Origin of the sequence: Bacillus sp. GBSW19 (assembly GCF_002998655.1) — a bacterium.
Taxonomy (GTDB): domain Bacteria; phylum Bacillota; class Bacilli; order Bacillales; family Bacillaceae; genus Bacillus.
In genome coordinates this window covers 473,623-493,142 of sequence record NZ_PVRF01000001.1, presented here as the reverse complement: position 1 = coordinate 493,142, position 19,520 = coordinate 473,623, and the positions used below count along the sequence as shown (strand labels likewise).

20 protein-coding genes are annotated in these 19,520 nt (G+C 41.4%); 8 read left to right on the top strand and 12 right to left on the bottom strand.

What is annotated here, in order from left to right:
* Positions 1-41: 41 nt before the first annotated feature.
* Positions 42-161: a GapA-binding peptide SR1P gene (locus C6344_RS02640; protein ID WP_003212464.1), complete on the bottom strand. Its 120-nt coding sequence runs from the start codon at positions 159-161 to the stop codon at positions 42-44.
* 316 nt (positions 162-477) lie between these two features.
* Here C6344_RS02640 and C6344_RS02630 point away from each other — a divergent pair, with 316 nt between their 5' ends.
* On the top strand, positions 478-858 hold the full coding sequence (locus C6344_RS02630) for a hypothetical protein (protein WP_223250460.1): 381 nt from the start codon (positions 478-480) through the stop codon (positions 856-858).
* Positions 859-975: 117 nt separating this feature from the next.
* Here C6344_RS02630 and lpdA read toward each other — a convergent pair whose 3' ends face one another.
* The 5 genes from lpdA to C6344_RS02605 form a co-directional block, all read right to left on the bottom strand.
* On the bottom strand, positions 976-2,388 hold the full coding sequence (gene lpdA, locus C6344_RS02625; RefSeq protein ID WP_034662665.1) for a dihydrolipoyl dehydrogenase: 1,413 nt from the start codon (positions 2,386-2,388) through the stop codon (positions 976-978).
* A gap of 4 nt (positions 2,389-2,392) precedes the next feature.
* Positions 2,393-3,733, bottom strand: a complete 1,341-nt coding sequence (locus tag C6344_RS02620; protein ID WP_024426891.1) for a dihydrolipoamide acetyltransferase family protein — start codon at positions 3,731-3,733, stop codon at positions 2,393-2,395.
* A 107-nt stretch (positions 3,734-3,840) separates the two neighbouring features.
* The gene (gene pdhB / locus C6344_RS02615) at positions 3,841-4,818 is read right to left on the bottom strand and encodes a pyruvate dehydrogenase complex E1 component subunit beta (RefSeq protein ID WP_012009824.1); all 978 of its coding nucleotides are present in this window, start codon (positions 4,816-4,818) and stop codon (positions 3,841-3,843) included.
* 3 nt (positions 4,819-4,821) lie between these two features.
* The gene (pdhA, locus tag C6344_RS02610; RefSeq protein ID WP_060596162.1) at positions 4,822-5,937 is read right to left on the bottom strand and encodes a pyruvate dehydrogenase (acetyl-transferring) E1 component subunit alpha; all 1,116 of its coding nucleotides are present in this window, start codon (positions 5,935-5,937) and stop codon (positions 4,822-4,824) included.
* A 410-nt stretch (positions 5,938-6,347) separates the two neighbouring features.
* On the bottom strand, positions 6,348-7,016 hold the full coding sequence (locus C6344_RS02605; protein WP_066030955.1) for a YkyA family protein: 669 nt from the start codon (positions 7,014-7,016) through the stop codon (positions 6,348-6,350).
* A 234-nt stretch (positions 7,017-7,250) separates the two neighbouring features.
* Here C6344_RS02605 and C6344_RS02600 point away from each other — a divergent pair, with 234 nt between their 5' ends.
* Positions 7,251-7,442, top strand: coding sequence for a YjcZ family sporulation protein (locus tag C6344_RS02600; protein WP_106030973.1), 192 nt, complete (start codon positions 7,251-7,253; stop codon positions 7,440-7,442).
* Between the two features lie 112 nt (positions 7,443-7,554).
* Positions 7,555-8,112: a peptide deformylase gene (gene def / locus C6344_RS02595; protein WP_034662672.1), complete on the top strand. Its 558-nt coding sequence runs from the start codon at positions 7,555-7,557 to the stop codon at positions 8,110-8,112.
* A gap of 39 nt (positions 8,113-8,151) precedes the next feature.
* On the opposite strand, the gene C6344_RS02590 is transcribed toward def, so the two are convergent.
* Positions 8,152-8,931 carry a Cof-type HAD-IIB family hydrolase gene (locus C6344_RS02590; protein WP_034662673.1) on the bottom strand — a complete coding sequence of 260 codons (780 nt, stop codon included), beginning with the start codon at positions 8,929-8,931 and terminating at the stop codon, positions 8,152-8,154.
* Between the two features lie 395 nt (positions 8,932-9,326).
* Between C6344_RS02590 and C6344_RS02585 the strand changes: the two genes are divergently transcribed.
* Entirely contained in the window at positions 9,327-9,536 is a 210-nt protein-coding gene (locus tag C6344_RS02585) for a DNA-dependent RNA polymerase subunit epsilon (protein ID WP_003211882.1), read from the top strand.
* A gap of 5 nt (positions 9,537-9,541) precedes the next feature.
* Positions 9,542-11,209, top strand: coding sequence for a ribonuclease J1 (rnjA, locus tag C6344_RS02580; protein ID WP_012009818.1), 1,668 nt, complete (start codon positions 9,542-9,544; stop codon positions 11,207-11,209).
* A 104-nt stretch (positions 11,210-11,313) separates the two neighbouring features.
* On the opposite strand, the gene ade is transcribed toward rnjA, so the two are convergent.
* The 5 genes from ade to abhA all read right to left on the bottom strand — a co-directional run bounded on the left by ade (position 11,314) and on the right by abhA (position 16,586).
* Positions 11,314-13,044 carry an adenine deaminase gene (gene ade / locus C6344_RS02575; protein ID WP_106061530.1) on the bottom strand — a complete coding sequence of 577 codons (1,731 nt, stop codon included), beginning with the start codon at positions 13,042-13,044 and terminating at the stop codon, positions 11,314-11,316.
* 261 nt (positions 13,045-13,305) lie between these two features.
* Positions 13,306-13,974 carry a potassium channel family protein gene (locus C6344_RS02570; protein WP_034662681.1) on the bottom strand — a complete coding sequence of 223 codons (669 nt, stop codon included), beginning with the start codon at positions 13,972-13,974 and terminating at the stop codon, positions 13,306-13,308.
* 37 nt (positions 13,975-14,011) lie between these two features.
* A complete protein-coding gene (locus C6344_RS02565; RefSeq protein ID WP_060596396.1) occupies positions 14,012-14,848 on the bottom strand; it encodes a gamma-glutamylcyclotransferase family protein in 837 nt (278 codons plus the stop codon).
* A gap of 4 nt (positions 14,849-14,852) precedes the next feature.
* Positions 14,853-16,163 carry an ATP-binding protein gene (locus C6344_RS02560; RefSeq protein ID WP_034662683.1) on the bottom strand — a complete coding sequence of 437 codons (1,311 nt, stop codon included), beginning with the start codon at positions 16,161-16,163 and terminating at the stop codon, positions 14,853-14,855.
* A gap of 144 nt (positions 16,164-16,307) precedes the next feature.
* Complete coding sequence (gene abhA / locus C6344_RS02555) at positions 16,308-16,586, bottom strand: transcriptional regulator AbhA (protein ID WP_034662686.1); 279 nt, start codon at positions 16,584-16,586, stop codon at positions 16,308-16,310.
* Positions 16,587-16,862: 276 nt separating this feature from the next.
* Here abhA and mreBH point away from each other — a divergent pair, with 276 nt between their 5' ends.
* From mreBH to C6344_RS02545, 3 genes are all read left to right on the top strand, one after another.
* A complete protein-coding gene (gene mreBH / locus C6344_RS02550; RefSeq protein ID WP_034662688.1) occupies positions 16,863-17,870 on the top strand; it encodes a rod-share determining protein MreBH in 1,008 nt (335 codons plus the stop codon).
* 74 nt (positions 17,871-17,944) lie between these two features.
* Positions 17,945-18,076 (top strand): protein YkpC, encoded by a 132-nt coding sequence (locus C6344_RS18800; protein ID WP_003210922.1) that lies wholly within the window; start codon positions 17,945-17,947, stop codon positions 18,074-18,076.
* A gap of 106 nt (positions 18,077-18,182) precedes the next feature.
* Entirely contained in the window at positions 18,183-19,415 is a 1,233-nt protein-coding gene (locus tag C6344_RS02545; protein WP_060596159.1) for an aminopeptidase, read from the top strand.
* Positions 19,416-19,520: the final 105 nt, after the last annotated feature.

Below are 19,520 nucleotides of genomic sequence, written 5' to 3'. Positions count from 1 at the left end.
AAGAAACATGCAGCCCCAAATGGAGCTGCATGCTTTTTTATTTATTCAGAGGCTTCATCACAGCAATGACAGTGACCACACGTTCCGTATAGCGTTGTCACTTTTTCATTTTCAAATTGATCAATGGTTTCATTGCAATCTTGACAAATAATTGTACCCACGTACATTCCCCTTTTCTTCATTCATAATTTGAAAGCGTTTAATCTATTTCATATCTCTATAATATGATGTCACATTTAAGTTGTCAACGGTTAATTGTATGACACATTTAAATATTTTTTATGAATATGTGCTTTTTTCTCATCATATTGAGGGAACGTTTCAATTGTATTTTGCTTCATATCAATTCTGTAACAATTGAGTAACAATCGAAAATTGTCAAAAAGGACATGATACACTAGAGTGACTAACAGGTAACCAGCTCCTAAAAATGTTGGGACAACCCCAAAGGATTTTGAGGTGAATAGATTGAATTTTATGAGGTCACTTCTCATTATATTCCCCATGCTCTTTGTACTTAGTTCATGCTCATTTGCGTATATCATACCGAATCAGACCGACCAAGTCAGTCATATTCAGAAACCAAGAATTCTCTTTTTTACAGATGCAGAAAATCTTGATAAAGAAAGTCCTTATTATGATGCAGTCCTCGATTTAAAGAATGAATATCCGAAGGAAATGTCAAAGATGATTGTGAAAGAAGATCGTAAAGGCTGGAAAAATGAAGTAGACGAATTGCCGGCTATTTTACTTGTAAATAATGAAAAAGTCATTGTGAAGATTGAAGGAAATGTCAGCAGCAAAGAGGATATTTTATCGCCCTTATGCCACGCTTTAGACCGCGTGAATACAAATTAATGGCCTAACCTTGCACTTATATATCCATATGAAAAAGCCCCTCATCTCATGAGGGGTTTTTCATATGGGAGCGCTCAAAAAAACCCTCTCCATCAAGAGAGGGTTTTAATAGGTTCATTATTTTACGATATGAATTGGGCTTCCAATTGCTACTTCAGCCGTTTCCATTGTAATTTCACCTAAAGTTGGATGAGCGTGAATTGTCATTGCGATATCTTCAGCAGTCACTCCAGCTTCGATTGCAAGGCTAAGCTCTGAAATCATATCAGAAGCGCCAACACCTGCGATTTGTGCACCGATAACAAGACCATCCTCTTTACGAGTGATCATTTTCATGAAGCCATCAGTTGCATCAAGAGAAAGTGCACGTCCGTTCGCTGCGAATGGGAATTTCGCTGCAACGATTTCGATTCCTTCTTCTTTTGCTTCTGCTTCAGTGTACCCAACAGTTGCAAGTTCTGGCTCAGAGAATACAACAGCAGGAATACCAAGGTAATCAATTTCAGCTGGCTCTCCAGCGATTGCTTCAGCTGCAATTTTACCTTCGTAAGAAGCTTTGTGTGCAAGTGGTGGTCCATCAACGATGTCACCAATTGCATAGATGTTAGATACGCTTGTACGGCATTGTTTGTCTGTTTTGACAACTCCGCGATCAGTCAATTCAACACCAACTTGCTCAAGACCAAGCTCATCCGTGTTTGGACGACGACCAACTGTAACAAGTACGTAATCAGCATCAACTGTTTTTTCTTCACCTTTTACTTCGAAAGTAACAGTGACACCATCAGATTTTTCTTCAACGCCTTTTGCAAGAGCGTTTGTATGAATTTCAACGTTTCCTTTTTTCTTCAAGTTACGTTTAACCAATGAGCTCATTTGCTTTTCGAAACCTGGAAGGATTTCGTCTCCACCTTCAAGGATGACAACTTCTGTTCCAAAGTTTGCATAAGCAGTTCCAAGCTCAGTACCGATATATCCACCACCGATAACAACTAACTTTTTAGGTACTTCTTTAAGCGCCAAAGCACCAGTTGAGTTGATCACGCGGTCTGTGTATTTAAAAGTAGGCAATTCAATTGGACGAGATCCAGTTGCAAGAATTGCATTTTTGAAAGTGTAAGTCTGTGCTGAATTTTCATCCATTACACGTACAGAGTTGCTGTCTACGAAATAAGCTTCACCTTTAACGATGTCTACTTTATTTCCTTTAAGAAGACCTTGAACTCCACCTGTTAATTTGTTAACAACAGAAGCTTTCCACTCTTGAACTTTTGTGAAATCAACTGTTACGTTTTCAGCTTTGATACCCATGTCTTCAGAATGCTTAGCATTTTCGAAACGATGGCCAGCATTGATTAATGCTTTTGAAGGAATACAGCCAACGTTTAGACATACGCCGCCAAGTGTTCCTTTTTCAACGATTGTTACTTTTTGTCCAAGCTGTGCAGCACGAATAGCAGCTACATATCCACCAGGACCTGCACCGATGACAAGAGTATCTGTTTCGATTGGGAAATCTCCTACTACCATGACATTACGCCTCCATTAAAATTAATTGTGGATCATTCAATAAACGCTTGATGTGGTTAAGGGCATTTTGCGCAGTAGCTCCGTCGATCATACGGTGGTCAAAGCTTAGGGAAAGAGCTAAGACTGGAGCTGCAACGATTTCGCCATCACGAACAACCGCTTTTTCAGCGATACGGCCAATACCAAGGATCGCTACTTCTGGGTGGTTGATGACTGGAGTAAACCATTGTCCACCAGCAGAACCGATGTTTGTGATTGTGCAAGATGCACCTTTCATTTCAGCTGGAGCCAGTTTACCATCACGTGCTTTTGTTGCAAGCTCATTGATTTCGTTAGACACTTCGAAAATTGCTTTGCGATCTGCATTTTTCACAACTGGAACGAGCAGGCCTTTTTCAGTGTCAGCTGCAATTCCGATGTTGTAGTAATGCTTTTGAACAACTTCATCTGTTTTATCATCGATAGAAGTGTTAAGTACTGGGTACTTTTTCAAAGCAGAAGTTAGAGCTTTTACAACGTAAGGCAAGTAAGTTAACTTGATTCCTTGATCAGCTGCAACTTGTTTGAATTGTTTACGATGTGCAACAAGGTTCGTTACATCAACTTCATCCATTAATGTTACGTGAGGAGCTGTATGCTTAGAGTTCACCATTGCTTTCGCGATCGCTTTGCGGATGCCGCTCATTTTCTCGCGAGTTTCTGGGAATTCTCCTTCAAGAACTGGAGCTGCTGCCGCTTTTGGAGCTGCTTCTTCTTTCGCACTTTCAGCTGCTTGAGGTGCTGCTTCTTGAGCTGCAGAACCACCATTAACGAAGCTGTCGATATCTTCTTTTAACACACGGCCGTTTTTACCAGAACCTGCAACTTTGTAAATTTCAACGCCTTTTTCGCGAGCATATTTACGTACAGATGGCATAGCGATGACGCGTTTGTTTGGATCAGCATCTACTTGCTCTTGTGCGCCTGCACCAGTTGCTGCTGCCGCTTCTTCTTGTGCCACTTCTTTCTTCTCTGGCTCGTTACCAGCTTCAGCAGTACCTTGTACTTGAGCTTCAGTTTTTGCTTCGCCTTCTTCTTCGCTGCCTTTAAATTGAAGATTTTCGTAACCAGGTGCATCAAACGTAATGATTGTTTGTCCTACAGTTGCAACTGTTCCCTCTTCAACTTTTAATTCTAATACTTTTCCTTTAACAGGTGAAGGAATTTCTACAACTGCTTTATCGTTTTGTACCTCTGCTAAAACGTCATCTTCATTAATTTCGTCGTTTGGTTTAACAAACCACTTAACGATCTCACCTTCGTGGATACCTTCTCCGATGTCCGGAAGTTTAAATTCAAATGCCACTGTTTTTCGCCTCCTAGATTTTGTTGAATCCTTGTTGTGTATGTTTACACGGTCTTGTAATTGATAAAGGGGAAGAGAAATAAATTCTTTTCCCCTCTGTCATTTAATTAAAATTCAAGAACTTTCTTAGCTGTTTCAAGCACGTCTTTATGGTTTGGAAGCCATACGCTCTCAGCTTGAGAGAAAGCAAATACAGTATCAGGTGCAGCTACACGAAGTACTGGTGCTTCTAGGCTAAGGATTGCTCTGTCATTGATTTCAGCTACTACGTTTGCAGCAATACCAGCTTGTTTTTGTGCTTCTTGAACAACGATCGCACGACCTGTTTTTTCAACAGAAGCGATGATTGTTTCAATATCAAGCGGGCTTACTGTACGAAGGTCGATCACTTCAGCAGAAACGCCTTCTTTTTCAAGTTCTTCAGCAGCTTTAAGTGATTCGTGAACCATTGCACCATAAGTGATGATTGAAAGGTCAGAACCTTCACGTTTCACGTCAGCTTTACCGATTTCAATTGTGTACTCTTCTTCAGGAACTTCCTGACGGAAAGAGCGATAAAGTTTCATATGCTCAAGAAACACAACCGGATCGTTGTCGCGGATTGCAGAAATTAATAGTCCTTTTGCATCGTAAGGTGTTGAAGGAATGACAACCTTGATACCAGGCTGTTGTGCGATAAGACCTTCTAAGCTGTCAGCATGAAGCTCAGGAGTATGAACCCCTCCACCGAATGGAGAACGGATTGTCACTGGAGAATGCCAGCGTCCGCCAGAACGGTAGCGCATACGAGCCATTTGTCCAGAAACAGAATCTAATACTTCGTAAACGAATCCGAAGAATTGAATTTCCATTACTGGGCGGAATTCTTGTAGTCCAAGGCCAATTGCAAGACCGCCAATACCAGATTCAGCAAGTGGAGTATCGAATACACGATCCTCACCAAACTCTTTTTGCAATCCTTCAGTCGCACGGAATACGCCGCCGTTTTTACCAACGTCTTCTCCGAAAACGAGAACGTTTTCGTCATTTTTCAGTTCTGTGCGTAACGCATCAGTGATCGCTTGAATCATTGTCATTTGCGCCATGGCTTACTTCGACTCCTTCTGTTTGTAAATTTCAAGCTGTTCAACTAAGTTGAATGGTTTCACATCGTACATGTTTTCAATCAAGTCAGTGACTTTTTGCTTAGGCTGTTCGTCAGCTTCTTTGATCGCTTGTTTGATTTGTTCTTTTGCATCTTCGATGACTTTATTCTCTTCTTCTTCAGACCATAGGCCTTTGTTTTCCAAGAATCTGCGGTAGCGTACCAATGGATCTTTTTGCTCCCACTCATTTTCATCTTCTTTTGTACGATATCTTGTTGGATCGTCACCAGCCATTGTATGTGGACCGTAACGGAATGTAAGAGTTTCGATTAATGTTGGACCTTCGCCATTTACAGCACGCTCACGAGCTTCAGCAGTTGCTGCATATACAGCTAATGCATCCATACCGTCAACTTGTACGCCTACGATACCAGCTGCAGCTGCTTTTTGTGCAATTGTTTGTGCAGCAGATTGCTTTTCAACAGGTGTAGAGATTGCATATCTGTTGTTTTGGACAACAAAAATCGCTGGCGCTTTGTAAGCCCCTGCAAAGTTGATACCTTCGTAGAAATCACCTTGTGAAGCTCCGCCATCACCAGTGTAAGTGATTGCAACAGCATTTTTACCGCGCTTTTTCAAACCAAGAGCTACACCAGCAGCTTGAATGATTTGTGCACCGATGATGATTTGTGGAGAAAGTGCATTCACATCTTCAGGCATTTGGTTACCAACAAAGTGTCCACGAGAGAACAAGAACGCTTTTGTTAATGGAAGGCCATGCCAGATTAATTGTGGTACATCACGATATCCTGGAAGAATGAAATCTTCTTTCTCAAGTGCAAAGTGAGTTGCAAGCTGAGAAGCCTCTTGTCCAGCTGTAGGCGCATAGAAGCCAAGACGTCCTTGACGGTTCAATGAAATTGAACGTTGATCTAATACACGTGTAAACACCATACGGCGCATTAATTCTTTTAATTGGTCATCTGAGAGATCCGGCATTGCCGCTTCGTTTACGACTTCGCCTTTTTCGTTTAAAATTTGAAACGTTTCAAACTGCTTTTTGATGGCATCAAATTGCTTTTTGCTATCAACAATTGCTTTTTTTGTTTTTGCAGCCATTCTAAAGTCACCTCTTCCTTTCTTTTAACAGTCAATTTGTCGTGAATCCATTTATACATACAGATATAGGATAACCCAAAATACTCATATGACTCCTGTATTTAATAGCCACTAGGATCGTTGTCGAAACATTAGATGATCGCTCGTTTTTGAGTTCTTCTAACTGTATTAACGATAGTTCACAAAAAACTAATACAACTTCTGTTAACAAGGACTAGTTTACAACAAGAAAAATAGTCCGTCAATTGATTTAACGGCTTTATTTAAATAAATGTATTCGCTTTACTTTTTATAGTGAGCTGTATCAATCTGTTTAACAAACACCTCGAACTGTACTAGTATAGATTGTACTACTGTACTACAATAGAAAATGTTTGTTTTTGTCGAAAAATAAAAAAAGAGCTGTTTTTTCAGCTCTTTTGGGACTCTTGATCTGCCGCTTTAGACAAAGCCTGTTTATGCTCATTCAATTGCTTTGTATATTGATTGAACTTCTTACCTTCTTTTCTGACTTTGCTATAAGAACGGTTCACCGTCTTCAGCTTGGATTTCAACTCTTCATATCCTAAGTCCTTCTTCTTTAAAGATTGATACAAATGCTGATCTTGTTTCAGCGCCTTTTGATATTCCTTGTAAAGCTGGTCATACGACGCATATCTTTTCTCAAGCGATTTGACCGTTTCATCTGCTTTTTCTTTTAAATCCGTATCTTTTATACGTCCGGCAGATTCCTTTACCGTTTTCAATTCTTTTTTCGATTCATCCATGCTGTCTTTTTCTGTTTTTAAATGTTCTTTTCGTTTCGCTGCAGATGCTAACGCCTGATCAGAAAGGCTTGACACTGTTTTTGTATGATCTTTTGTGGTTTGAATCATTTTTGTATAGAGCTGCTGCTCTTTTTTCTCATAGCTTTGCAGTGTACCTTGCTCTTTTTCAAAGGATGCCTCTTTTTCGCTCATTTTCGTCATCGCATCTTGCATGTCATGAAATGGACTTTGACCTCCGCATCCCGCCAGCAAAAGGGTACATATCCCCGCTAAAGCAGCACATGCTTTCATGCTTCTTCTCATCTGTCTCATCACAAGGTTCCCCCTTTACATCTCCACATACCACTATAATTTTTATAGGCGCTTGTGACAAGGAAAGAGGTCATCCTGATGAGCCGGAGAAGATTTTTTTCAAGTGATAGGCGCATGACTATACAAATAGTGCATTCATACATAGTTTATATTACACGCTTCGCCTTCACTTATGAGAGGCCGAGTGTATTTCCAAAGGAGGTCAAAAGTATGTCTAATTATAGTCATGGAAGTATGTATGGTGGATACGGCGGTCACGGGTATGGATACGGTGGTGGATATGGCGGTGGCTGTTGTTACCCAAGTTATGGCGGTGGCTACGGATACGGCGGAGGACGGACATTCGCTTTAATCGTTGTCCTTTTCATCCTATTAATCATCGTTGGCGCAGCATTCTTAGGCGGCGGCGGTGGCGGCTGCTGCTAATGGCTGTTTAAGCCTCTGACCGGTCTCATAGGACCGGTCTTCTTTATTTCATTGCATATGTTGTGTATCATTTTATATACTTTACATACAAAGGAAATAGGAGTGAAGATTTGTGATTACCATGGAAGATATCGTACGGGACGGACATCCCGTCTTAAGACAAACAGCTGAAGCGGTCGAGCTCCCGCCGACAGAAGAGGAAAAACAGCAATTAGCTGACATGATTGAATTCGTCAAAAATAGTCAGGATGCTGACATGGCTGAAAAGTATGGACTCAGACCCGGCGTTGGACTAGCAGCTCCGCAAATTAATATCAGTAAACGGATGATCGCTGTTCACTGTGAGGACGAAGATGGAGAGGAATACAGCTATGCCCTTTTCAACCCGCGCATTGTCAGTCACTCGGTCAAAAGAGCTTATTTAGCAACTGGTGAAGGCTGCTTATCTGTTGATGAAGCCATTCCTGGATTTGTCCCTCGATATCAAAAGATCAGGGTGAAGGCCACAACGCTTGAAGGAGAAGACATTGATATTCGCCTAAAAGGGTTCCCGGCCATTGTTTTTCAGCATGAAATCGACCATTTAAACGGCATTATGTTTTATGATCATATTCAAAAGGATCAGCCCTTCGCTGAGCCAGACAACTCTGTTGCGATCGGCAGATCATAAAATAAAAAGAAGACCCATTAGCCTAAGGGTCTTCTTTTTTTACTCTTCAATGAGGCCTAGATGAGTCACTGCATGGAATATGCCGTCTTCATCTACTGGCTTTGTCACAAAATCAGCCAAATCTTTTAATTCATTCACAGCATTACCCATGGCAACGCCAGTTCCAGCAAATGAAATCATCTCTCGATCGTTCAGACCGTCTCCAAAGGCAACGGTATCCTTTTGATCATAAGGCAGCCTTTCGATGACTCGTTTAATGCCTTCAGCCTTCGACCCGCCTTTTGGCAGGACATCTGTTGACAGCTCGTGCCATCTGACAAGATCAATTTCTTCGCGGAACGCCTCGTATTGGACTTCCTCTTCAGCCTTACAGAATAACAGCATTTGAAAAATCTCGTTTTCTTTAAAGTAAGACAAATCATGCTCAGGATGCTCTGTTTTTAAAGTCCCAATCCCCTCATGGATAAACGGATGATTTGGCACAGAAGCCTTCATCGTTTTTTCCCCCATAAAAACAAGCGGATGATCATGACGATCCGCCGTTTCATAAATTTGCTCCATCAGCTCCAGTTTCAGCGGATTGCCGTAAATGACCTCTCCCTCATACATGACATACTGACCGTTATAAGCAATAAAGGAGTCAAGCCCTAATTCCTCTAAAATAGGCTGAATCAAAAAAGGCGAACGCCCAGATGCAATAAAGAGATGATGACCTTTTTCTTTTAATAAGCGAACCGCTCGCTTCGTTGATTCAGGTATTTTTTTATCATGATCATATAAAGTACCGTCGATATCAAAGAAGATGACTTTTTTATTCATATCCCGTCTCCTGTCTCTTGTTATGTATACCCACTCCCTTTCATCATACAGAAAGATTTCCTCTTTCGAAACCACTTCCTATGAAAACGCCTATTTCCCACATATAACCATGTAACATTCAATGGAATCGTCATATAATACAAGTATAAAGAGAGCACGGAATACATGGTCTAATCTGACTTCAAACCGAAAGGAGGCGACCTGTGATGCTTCGTCGTCTGCGCAAGAAAATTAGAAGACAATGGAAGGACATGCTTCGTAAAAAATCGATCGCTTAAAAGGATCTTCCGCACATTTGCCGAAGGTCCTTTTTTCTCAGAGACTTTTCTTATGCGCGTTTTTTTAATATAATAGAATTAGCGAGTGTAACATACGGTATTTAAGGAGAGATTTGGATGATATATAAGGTATTTTTTCAGGCAAGTACTACTGAGGTACCTGTAAGAGAACACACAGATTCACTATACGTTGAAGCGGTTTCTGAAAGAGACGTACGCGATAAGTTGAAAAAACATAGCTACAACATTGAATTCATTCAGCCTGTAGACGGTGCTTTTTTAGACTATGAACGAGAAAGTGAAAATTTTAAAGTATTGGAGCTATGAGAGGAATGAAATTTGTTAAAAACGATCAGGCGGCAGTTTTTGCGCTCGGCGGTTTAGGCGAGATCGGTAAAAACACGTATGGCGTTCAATTTCAAGATGAAATCATTTTAATTGATGCTGGTATTAAGTTCCCTGAAGATGAGCTTCTTGGAATTGACTACGTCATCCCTGACTATACGTACTTAGTTAAAAACGAAGATAAAATCAAAGGTCTTTTCATCACTCACGGACATGAAGACCACATCGGCGGTATCCCTTACCTTCTCAAGCAAGTGAATATTCCAGTTTACGGCGGCAAACTCGCAATCGGCCTACTTCGTAATAAATTGGAAGAGCACGGTCTCTTGAGACAAACAAAACTTCACATTTTTGAAGAAGAAGATACCATTAAATTTAGAAAAACAGCTGTGTCTTTCTTTAGAACAACACACAGTATTCCAGATTCTTATGGAATTGTCGTGAAGACACCTCCTGGTAACATCGTACATACAGGTGATTTCAAGTTTGACTTTACGCCTGTTGGCGAGCCTGCCAACTTAACAAAAATGGCTGAAATCGGGAAAGAAGGCGTTCTATGTCTTTTATCCGATAGTACAAACAGTGAAATTCCAGAATTTACGATGTCTGAAAGACGCGTAGGCGAAAGCATTGATGACATCTTTAGAAAAGTCGACGGACGTATCATCTTTGCTACGTTTGCTTCAAACATTCACAGACTTCAGCAAGTCATTGAGTCCGCTGTTGCCAACGGCCGAAAAGTTGCTGTGTTTGGACGCAGTATGGAGTCTGCCATTGATATTGGACAAGATCTTGGCTACATTAAATGTCCGAAAAACACGTTTATTGAACATAATGAAATCAACCGTCTACCAGCAAACAAAGTGACCATTCTTTGTACTGGGAGCCAAGGTGAACCGATGGCTGCTCTTTCACGTATTGCAAACGGCACTCACCGCCAGATTTCGATTAATCCTGGAGACACTGTTGTCTTCTCATCTTCACCGATTCCGGGTAACAATATTAGTGTAAGCCGCACCATTAACCAGCTTTATCGTGCTGGCGCTGAGGTCATTCATGGCTCACTCAATAATATTCATACATCTGGTCACGGCGGACAAGAAGAACAAAAGCTGATGCTCCGTTTAATTAAACCAAAATTCTTTATGCCGATTCACGGTGAATACCGCATGCAAAAAACGCATATTAAACTTGCGAATGATTGCGGAATTCCTGAGGAAAACTGCTTTATCATGGATAACGGTGAAGTTCTTGCACTAAAAGGTGACGAAGCAAGTGTCGCCGGCAAAATTCCATCAGGTAACGTGTATATCGACGGAAGCGGAATTGGCGATATCGGGAATATCGTCTTAAGAGACCGCCGCATTCTTTCAGAAGAAGGTCTTGTCATTGTGGTCGTCAGCATGGACATGAAAGAATTCAAAATCTCTGCTGGTCCTGATCTCATCTCAAGAGGCTTTGTCTACATGAGAGAATCTGGAGACCTCATCAACGACGCACAAGATTTGATTTCAAAGCATCTTGAAAAAGTAATGGAACGTAAGACAACTCAGTGGTCGGAAATTAAGAACGAAATTACGGACACACTTGCACCTTTCCTTTATGAAAAAACAAGACGCCGCCCAATGATCTTACCGATTATTATGGAAGTGTAATAACAAAAAGAGACACGAGCCGACTGGCTGTGTCTCTTTTTTTCATCAAGCATTGAAAAAAACCGCACATATAATACAAGGTATACATGCAGTTTCTCATTCTTTTATGATTGAATTGGGAGGTGCTGAAAGCTTCTGACATCAAACAAGCCCTTTGTCGTCATTTTCACATCAGGAATGACTGGAAGTGCCAAGAAGGACAGCGTCAAAAACGGATTAAAGTCTAAGGAAAAACCAGTTTCTTTTAGTGCTTCATGGAGTTCATGGAGGCTTTCATTGACGAGATGTACCGGCTGATCTGACAATAAACCGGAGATCGGTAATGGCAGCGTATGAAGAGACTGGCCTTCTTTGACAACGGTCAAACCGCCGCCTGCTTCTTTTAACGCCTCAATCGCTTTAATAATATCGGCATCATTTGTGCCAACTGCAATTAAGTTATGTGAATCATGTGCAACCGTTGTTGCAATCGCACCCTGTTTGATGCCGAAGCCGCTGACAATCCCTACCCCCATTTCAGATAAACCTTGATGACGTTCGACAAGCACCATTTTTAATACATCTCTGTCTGTATCACTTGTAAATTGTCCGTTCGTTTCTGAAGGAGTGACTTGTTCTAATTTTGTTTCAAGCTGATTCGGAATAATACGGATGACATTCATTTTTTGATCGTCTGTGATAGGCAGTGCAATATCTTGCTCTTGAACGTCTACTGCATGAACAGATTGTAATAATGCTGAGCTCGGTGCGATCTTTTCGACACTCGGTTTGTACACTCCATGCTGCGCAACCAATTCTCCCGCAATAAATACGCTTGAGATGTCTACATGATGAAGGTCTGAGACGAGCATAAAATCAGCATCATAGCCTGGTGCAATGGCTCCCTTTGTTTTAAGACCAAAACACTCTGCGGCATTTAAGCTTCCCATTTGATAGGCTAAAAATGGATCTAAGCCTGCTTTTATGGACATCCGTACTTGCTCATCAATACTTCCCTGCGCCATTAAATCATCTAAATGTTTATCATCTGTACAAAAGAAAAAACGTCTCGCATTCTTCTCATTCACAGCAGGTAAAACGTTTTTCACGTTTTTGGCAACAGATCCCTCTCTCAGCATGACATACATGCCTCGTTTTACACGTTCAAGGGCTTCCTGTGCTGTTGTCACCTCATGGTCTGTTTGGACATTGGCCGTGCGGTAAACGTTTATTAATCGGTCTGTTAAGCCTGCTAGATGGCCATCAATCAGTTTATTCTCGTTTTGAGCATCAAGCAGCTTTTGAAGCATATCTTCTTCTGCCTGCTCCACACCGACATAGTCCATCACCTCAGCAAGACCAAGCACTTCCTTCTCTTGATAAAGGGGCTTTAAATCTTTCGCTTTTAATGTAGCACCTGATCGTTCAAAACTGACTGCCGGTACACAGGATGGCAGCATGAAATAAATATGTAAGGCAGCTTTTCTCGCTTCTTCAAGCATAAAACGGATGCCTGTTATACCTGACACATTGGCGATTTCATGCGGGTCTGTTACGACAGTTGTCACACCGCGCGGAACGACAGCTTTGGAGAATTCAGCAGGGGTAACCATAGAAGACTCGATATGAACGTGGCCATCAATAAAACCAGGTACAAGCATTTGACCTGCTGCATCCAGCTCCTGTTCTCCCTCGTACTCCCCTATCCCGACTATTTGTCCATTTTCAACAGCGACATCAGCGTCTATCCATTCCTGGTTAAACACATCCATGACTTTCGCATGTTTAATCACGAGGGCTGCTTTTTTTCTCTTTGCTGCTACCTCAATTTGATGTCTGAAAAGCTCCTTATCCAACGACACTGCCTCCTCCAAGTAAACAATATAATGTTTCTTATCGTAAACGAATCTGTTTGCCCAGTCAATGACATTTAGAGAAAATCAACCATATCAAAACACTGTTTTTTATTTCTGAATAGTGATAATTGCACGAAAAATATGATGACTCATTTTTGAGGTTATACATGAACAAAGCAACCCTTTTCAGTGTCTATTTCCTTCTCAATGTCCACCTGTCATGTACACATTCATATAAAAAACACCCCGTCATCGGAGTGTTTAATAATCGTTCTGCATTTCTCGTTTTTCAAAGCGTCCTATATCGGCTACTGCCCCTATGACAATGAGGATATCTTCTTTTTGAATCATTTCATCTGCCAGAGGGGAAACGATGACTTCTTTTCCGCGCTTAATCGCCACAATGTTGATGCCGTATCTTGCCCGAATATCAAGATCTAAAAGAGAATGCCCCGCAAGCCTGTTGTTTGCAACAATCTCAATCAGGCTGTACTCATCTGACAGCTCGAGGTAATCGAGCACGTTATTTGAAATAATTTTATGTGCAATCCGTCTGCCCATATCTCGCTCTGGATGAACGATGCGATCCGCTCCAATTTTGTTGAGCACCTTTTCATGGTAGTCATTTTGCGCTTTCACGGTGACCATTTTGACGCCAAGCTCTTTCAGCATAATCGTTGTTAAAATACTTGCCTGAATGTTTTCGCCAATTGCAACGATGACATGATCAAAATTACGAATACCAAGATTTTTTAAAACGGATTCGTCGGTCGAATCGCCAATGACCGCGTGTGAGGCAATTTTCGCGTATTCGTTCACTCGATCTTCATTCATATCCATGGCCATGACTTCAAGTCCTTCTTCGCTCAGCGCCTTGCAAATACTTCCGCCAAAGCGTCCAAGACCAATGACTGCATATTCCTTTTTCATGTTCAGACTCCTTTTATTTCACTTATCATGTATTTTACTACGGTTTGATTAATGAATCCATATGCGAACGAATTTTTTTGCGGAACGCTTCACTTAAGTAGAGGTCTGCTCCTTTTTCGATTTCACTGCGATAATGAGCTGGCGGAGCGATTTCTTCGCTCTTTTGAAGCACAAGAAAGGTTAAACAGTCCTCATAAATTTGATCACCTATTTTGACATCGACATAAGCCGGACGATATGTGCCCTCATATACTCCTTCTCGTTTATACAAATAACGAATGGCATCAAAAGGAACCTCATATAAAACACCCTCTGTTTCGCCGCCGTCTTCTACCATATCAGCCCTTGATCCATCAGGCCTCACCAATGTAAATCTCGTGGTAAAACCGTTTAGTACACCGCCGCCGATGATTTGTTTGAAGTGATGATCGACTTCTGCCAGCTTAAATCTAGCATCGTCCATACAGGAGCCATAGGCAAAATAATAGAAGGATGACGGCTTCTGCTGCCACAGTCTATAAGCTTTCCAGCACCCTCTCTTTATTTCTTTCAGAGCTGATGTCTTCTGCTCTGGCAAAGTGTATGTCATGGCCTCTACCTGACCTTGATCCGTCATGACATTAATTTCCTGCTTGTCATACCCTTCCTCTAGTACGTCTATCTTATTCAACGCATCAGCGGTCACCTCGTACAATTCCCCGTATACAGTGCCTTTTCCTGCGGGAACGCACGCTGGGTATCCTTGACCTGTATCATAGATCCTTCCACTCATCCAAGCTGATTTAGCTAAAAGCCTGCTTTCCTTCATGTACGCTTCGTGGTGCTCTTCATGCAGCAATAGCGTCCCATATACAAATAAAGCTTTCATCGTCATGACATCACGTCCTCTCAACTTGCTGCTGCCTGCTTTTTTGACACACAGGCAAATAGATTTGAAAAGCTGCGCCTTTTCCAAGCTCACTGGATACGTCCATTCTTCCGTGATGATCTTTTAAAATCGTCGCACAGATGGTCAAACCAAGCCCTGTCCCTTCTTTTTTCGTGGAAAAGAAAGGATCATATATTTTTTGAATATCCTCTTCAGACATCCCTTTTCCTTCATCTTGAATGGTAATCTTCCATTCATTCAATACTTTTTCTGTAGATATGTATATGCTGCCACCTTCAGGCATTGCCTCAATAGCATTTTTAATTAAATTAATGAACAGCTGCTTCATTTGATTAGCGTCTGCTAGGATAGCACCGGCATCCTGCTTTTTAAATGGCTGTTTGAGATCAATATTTGAAAGAACTGCATTTGTTTTTAATAAGGTAATCACCTGTTCTAGGAGCTCATGAAGCTGGACTTCTTGAAAATGGACCGCTTGAGGCTTAGCCAATACAAGCAGCTCACTTAAAACAAAATCAATCCGTTTAATTTCGGAAAAGATAATGTCAAAATAATCGGTTCTTTCAGGATATTGTGTCTTCATCAGCTGCAAAAAGCCATTTACTGATGTCAGTGGATTTCTGACTTCATGGGCGATCCCAGCAGCTATTTGTCCAGCAACAGCCAGCTTTTGCGCCTGCATTTGCAATTGCTGATTGGATCTTTCAAGCTCAAGCTTTGCCTGCTTTTGTTTCGTAATATCAGCAACCGTCCCAATCCCTCCGGTAAACTGGTGATGCTCATCAAAATAGAGCTTGTAATGAACGTCTCCCCATACCTTCTTTCCCTCTTTATGGAGAAGCTGCAGTTCTACCCGCCCCGCATCCTTATGTTCCTTGATCACAGATAACAAATGCTGGACCACGCGCTCCTCTTGATCAAAGTACTGATTGTACATGGTGCCTAGACATTCATCTATGTCATAGCCTGTCATTTGTGTCCATGCTTGATTTAAGAAAATAATTTCACCTTTCTCGTTTGTTTCAAAGACGATTTCTTGCAAGTTATCTGTGATTCGATTCAGCCGCTCTGTCAGTTCGTGTGCTTCTTTTTCTCTCTTATTTAAGTCTGACACAAGTAGATTTAAGCGGTCTACATAGCCTGAGACAACCCAGATCCCTGTTAAAACCAAGACTGTAAAGGCTAGATCGAGCGGCCAATTAATTTGATAGCCGCCTAGATAATAAAAGAAATCCCAGCTTAAGATTAAAATAAATGCAAGAACAGATAACACGATCCGCACTTGATATGTTTTGTTCAAATGATTCCACCTGCCGCCCTGAGATTCTTTGTCAATTGTACCATTTTCCACTTATTTTTTGAGGGTGATGGGGCATTTTTAAGGAACTTTTTCAGAAAAAAATAGCCTGTTCTCAGCACAAAGGAAGAGAGCAGGCTATTTTAATTACTGCTGAAGAGCTTCTTGCAGCTCTTTTAACAGTAGTTCTGCGCCTTCAGCGCTTAATGTAATTTGACCATTTCCATAATCATGGTTCTCCGATGTAATCTCACCAGTCATGAGGCAAACGCCCTCTGGCTGGTATTTTTTCAAGACGATTTTCTCCCCATCTATAAAAAATTCCATACTGTCTTTAATAGCAATATCAAGTGCTCTTCTTAATTCGATTGGCATCACAATACGCCCTAGTTCGTCTACTTTTCTTACGACTCCGATAGATTTCAATTTCGTTCCCTCTTTCTTTCATTAGCTCAAGATCAATCTGTTTTGCACCAATTGATATATCGTAGACGTAAGAGATTCTCAAAAGGTTTCTCCTCTATAAAAATTTTTTTCATAAAAGAAAAAACAAAGGGAAAATTTATTGTGATTGTCAAAATGATACTTGAATTTTACAAGTTCATTTCAAGGTCATCACAAACCCCCACAAATGACATCAACCCTCTGAACTTTTAAATGTAAAATTGTTTAAAACAGCAAAAATAGAGGTTGGGTGAAAACATGTTTCAAAATGCCGAAATTGGAATTGATTTAGGAACAGCTAACATATTGGTTTATAGTAAAAATAAGGGAATTATTTTAAATGAACCGTCCGTCGTGGCAGTCGATACAGAAACAAAAACTGTACTTGCAGTCGGAGCAGAAGCAAAAGAAATGATTGGGAAAACACCTGGTAAAATTGTGGCGATCCGTCCGATGAAAGACGGTGTCATCGCTGATTATGATATGACAACAGATTTACTCAAACAAATCATGAAAAAAGCAGGGAAAAATATCGGGTTTACCTTCAGAAAACCAACGGTCGTGGTATGTACACCTTCTGGTTCAACAGCTGTTGAACGCCGTGCCATCAGCGATGCTGTGAAAAACTGCGGAGCAAAGCACGTGCATTTAATAGAAGAACCTGTTGCAGCCGCAATCGGCGCTGATCTCCCGGTAGATGAGCCTGTTGCAAACGTCGTGGTCGATATTGGCGGAGGAACAACGGAAGTTGCAATTATTTCGTTTGGCGGCGTTGTCTCTTGTCATTCCATTCGAATTGGCGGAGATCAGCTGGATGAAGATATCATTACGTTTGTCCGAAAGAAATATAATCTATTAATCGGCGAGCGGACAGCCGAGCAGGTTAAAATGGAAATTGGTTATGGTCTCATTGAGCATGAGCCGGAATCATTAGAAGTACGTGGACGTGATCTGGTGACAGGTCTTCCAAAAACGATCACACTTAAATCTCATGAAATTCAAGGTGCCATGCGAGAATCACTTCTTCATATTTTAGAGGCGATTCGTGCCACATTAGAGGACAGCCCTCCAGAGCTTAGTGGTGACATTGTAGACCGCGGCGTGATCTTAACTGGCGGCGGCGCTTTGTTAAATGGGATTCAAGAATGGCTCTCACAGGAGATTGTCGTTCCAGTTCATATTGCAGCAAATCCACTTGAATCTGTCGCAATCGGAACAGGTCGTTCACTAGAAGTCATTCATAAATTGCAAAAAACATTAAAATAATCTTCTTGTTCTACTTCTTTTTTTATCATTTCGATCATATCGTGAGAAATGGATAAACGTGAAGGAGGAAGAACATGTTGCTTGATTTAGGTAAACGAGTCGTTGTCACAGTTATTTTAACGGGTATTATTTTAGGAGGAATGAGCCTGTCGTTTTCACATATGCCCCCTTCTAATGCACAGCCTGTGAAACAACTGAACCGCTAAAAAAGCCGCACGAAAGCGGCTTTTTTATTTTGGCTTTAAGCATGCTCCCCATTTTCCTTTTCGGTCTTAAATCTGATATGATGAACATGACTAAAGGAGGGTTTTTATGAGTTCATTTGAAAAACAACTAGATCAATATGCTAAGACCATTGTTGAAGTCGGTGTGAATGTTCAAAAAGGACAAGAAGTCGTCGTATCTGCATCTACTGAATCTGCAGACCTTGTTCGTCTTGTCGCGAAACATGCGTATGAGCGCGGGGCGAAAAACGTACATATCCGCTGGAGTGATGGTGTTCTTGCCCGTTTAAAATATGAACATGCACCGCAGGATGTGTTTGACCAATTCCCAGAATGGGAAGCACAGATGATGGAAACCATCGCAAAACGCGGCGGCGCTTTTATCACGATCTTGTCAGAAAGCCCTGACCTTCTGCGAGGCATTGATTCGAAAAAAATCGCTGCACAGCAAAAGGCCGCTGGATCAGCCCTTCATACATATCGCCAATACGTTCAATCAGACAAAGTTGCTTGGACGGTCGTAGGCGCTGCATCAAAAGAATGGGCAAAAAAGATTTTCCCTGACCATACAGATGAAGAAGCTGTCGCTTTATTATGGGATCAAATCTTTAAAGTCGCACGCGCTGATCAAGCAGATCCTGTTGAGGCTTGGAAAAAGCACGATGAGTCACTAAATGAAAAGGTCAAAATACTAAATGAGCGCCACTACCACAAGCTTCATTATGATGCTCCTGGCACAGATTTAACGATTGAGCTCCCAGAGCAGCACATTTGGGTAGGTGCCGGCAGCGTGAGTGAGCGCGGCGTCTCTTTCATGGCCAACATGCCGACAGAAGAAGTATTTACCGTACCTAAAAAAGACGGTGTAAATGGGACTGTCTCAAGCACAAAACCGCTCAGTTATGCAGGAAATATCATTGATGAATTTACATTAATATTTGAAAATGGTCGAATTGTCAATGTGAAAGCGAAGGAAGGCGAAGACATTTTAACTTCGCTCGTTGAAACAGATGAAGGCTCCCATTATCTAGGTGAGGTTGCTCTCGTACCAGACGATTCACCAATCTCAAACTCGAATATTCTCTATTACAATACCCTTTATGATGAAAATGCATCGAACCACCTTGCCATCGGCAGCGGGTATGCGTTCAATATCGAAGGCGGAAAAGAGATGAATCGTGAAGAATTGGATGCAGCTGGTGTGAACAACAGTATTACACACGTCGATTTCATGATTGGTTCAAAGGAAATGAATATTGACGGGATTACAAAAGACGGGAAACGCGAACCGATCTTCCGTAATGGAAACTGGGCGATTTAATCGAAAAAAAGACATCCACTTATGGATGTCTCAGATTGTTGACAAAGGGCTAAAATGATCTTCATTTTAGCCTTTTGTCTTCTTTTCAGCGTGATAGAAAACCTT

Bases quoted from the DNA above. Each gene is read 5' to 3' on its own strand.
- C6344_RS02630 (WP_223250460.1), top strand. From the start codon at position 478: ATGAGGTCACTTCTCATTATATTCCCCATGCTCTTTGTACTTAGTTCA.
- lpdA (WP_034662665.1), bottom strand. From the start codon at position 2,388: ATGGTAGTAGGAGATTTCCCAATCGAAACAGATACTCTTGTCATCGGT.
- pdhB (WP_012009824.1), bottom strand. From the start codon at position 4,818: ATGGCGCAAATGACAATGATTCAAGCGATCACTGATGCGTTACGCACA.
- pdhA (WP_060596162.1), bottom strand. From the start codon at position 5,937: ATGGCTGCAAAAACAAAAAAAGCAATTGTTGATAGCAAAAAGCAATTT.
- C6344_RS02605 (WP_066030955.1), bottom strand. From the start codon at position 7,016: ATGAGACAGATGAGAAGAAGCATGAAAGCATGTGCTGCTTTAGCGGGG.
- C6344_RS02600 (WP_106030973.1), top strand. From the start codon at position 7,251: ATGTATGGTGGATACGGCGGTCACGGGTATGGATACGGTGGTGGATAT.
- C6344_RS02590 (WP_034662673.1), bottom strand. From the start codon at position 8,931: ATGAATAAAAAAGTCATCTTCTTTGATATCGACGGTACTTTATATGAT.
- C6344_RS02585 (WP_003211882.1), top strand. From the start codon at position 9,327: ATGATATATAAGGTATTTTTTCAGGCAAGTACTACTGAGGTACCTGTA.
- rnjA (WP_012009818.1), top strand. From the start codon at position 9,542: ATGAAATTTGTTAAAAACGATCAGGCGGCAGTTTTTGCGCTCGGCGGT.
- C6344_RS02570 (WP_034662681.1), bottom strand. From the start codon at position 13,974: ATGAAAAAGGAATATGCAGTCATTGGTCTTGGACGCTTTGGCGGAAGT.
- C6344_RS02565 (WP_060596396.1), bottom strand. From the start codon at position 14,848: ATGACGATGAAAGCTTTATTTGTATATGGGACGCTATTGCTGCATGAA.
- mreBH (WP_034662688.1), top strand. From the start codon at position 16,863: ATGTTTCAAAATGCCGAAATTGGAATTGATTTAGGAACAGCTAACATA.
- C6344_RS18800 (WP_003210922.1), top strand. From the start codon at position 17,945: ATGTTGCTTGATTTAGGTAAACGAGTCGTTGTCACAGTTATTTTAACG.
- C6344_RS02545 (WP_060596159.1), top strand. From the start codon at position 18,183: ATGAGTTCATTTGAAAAACAACTAGATCAATATGCTAAGACCATTGTT.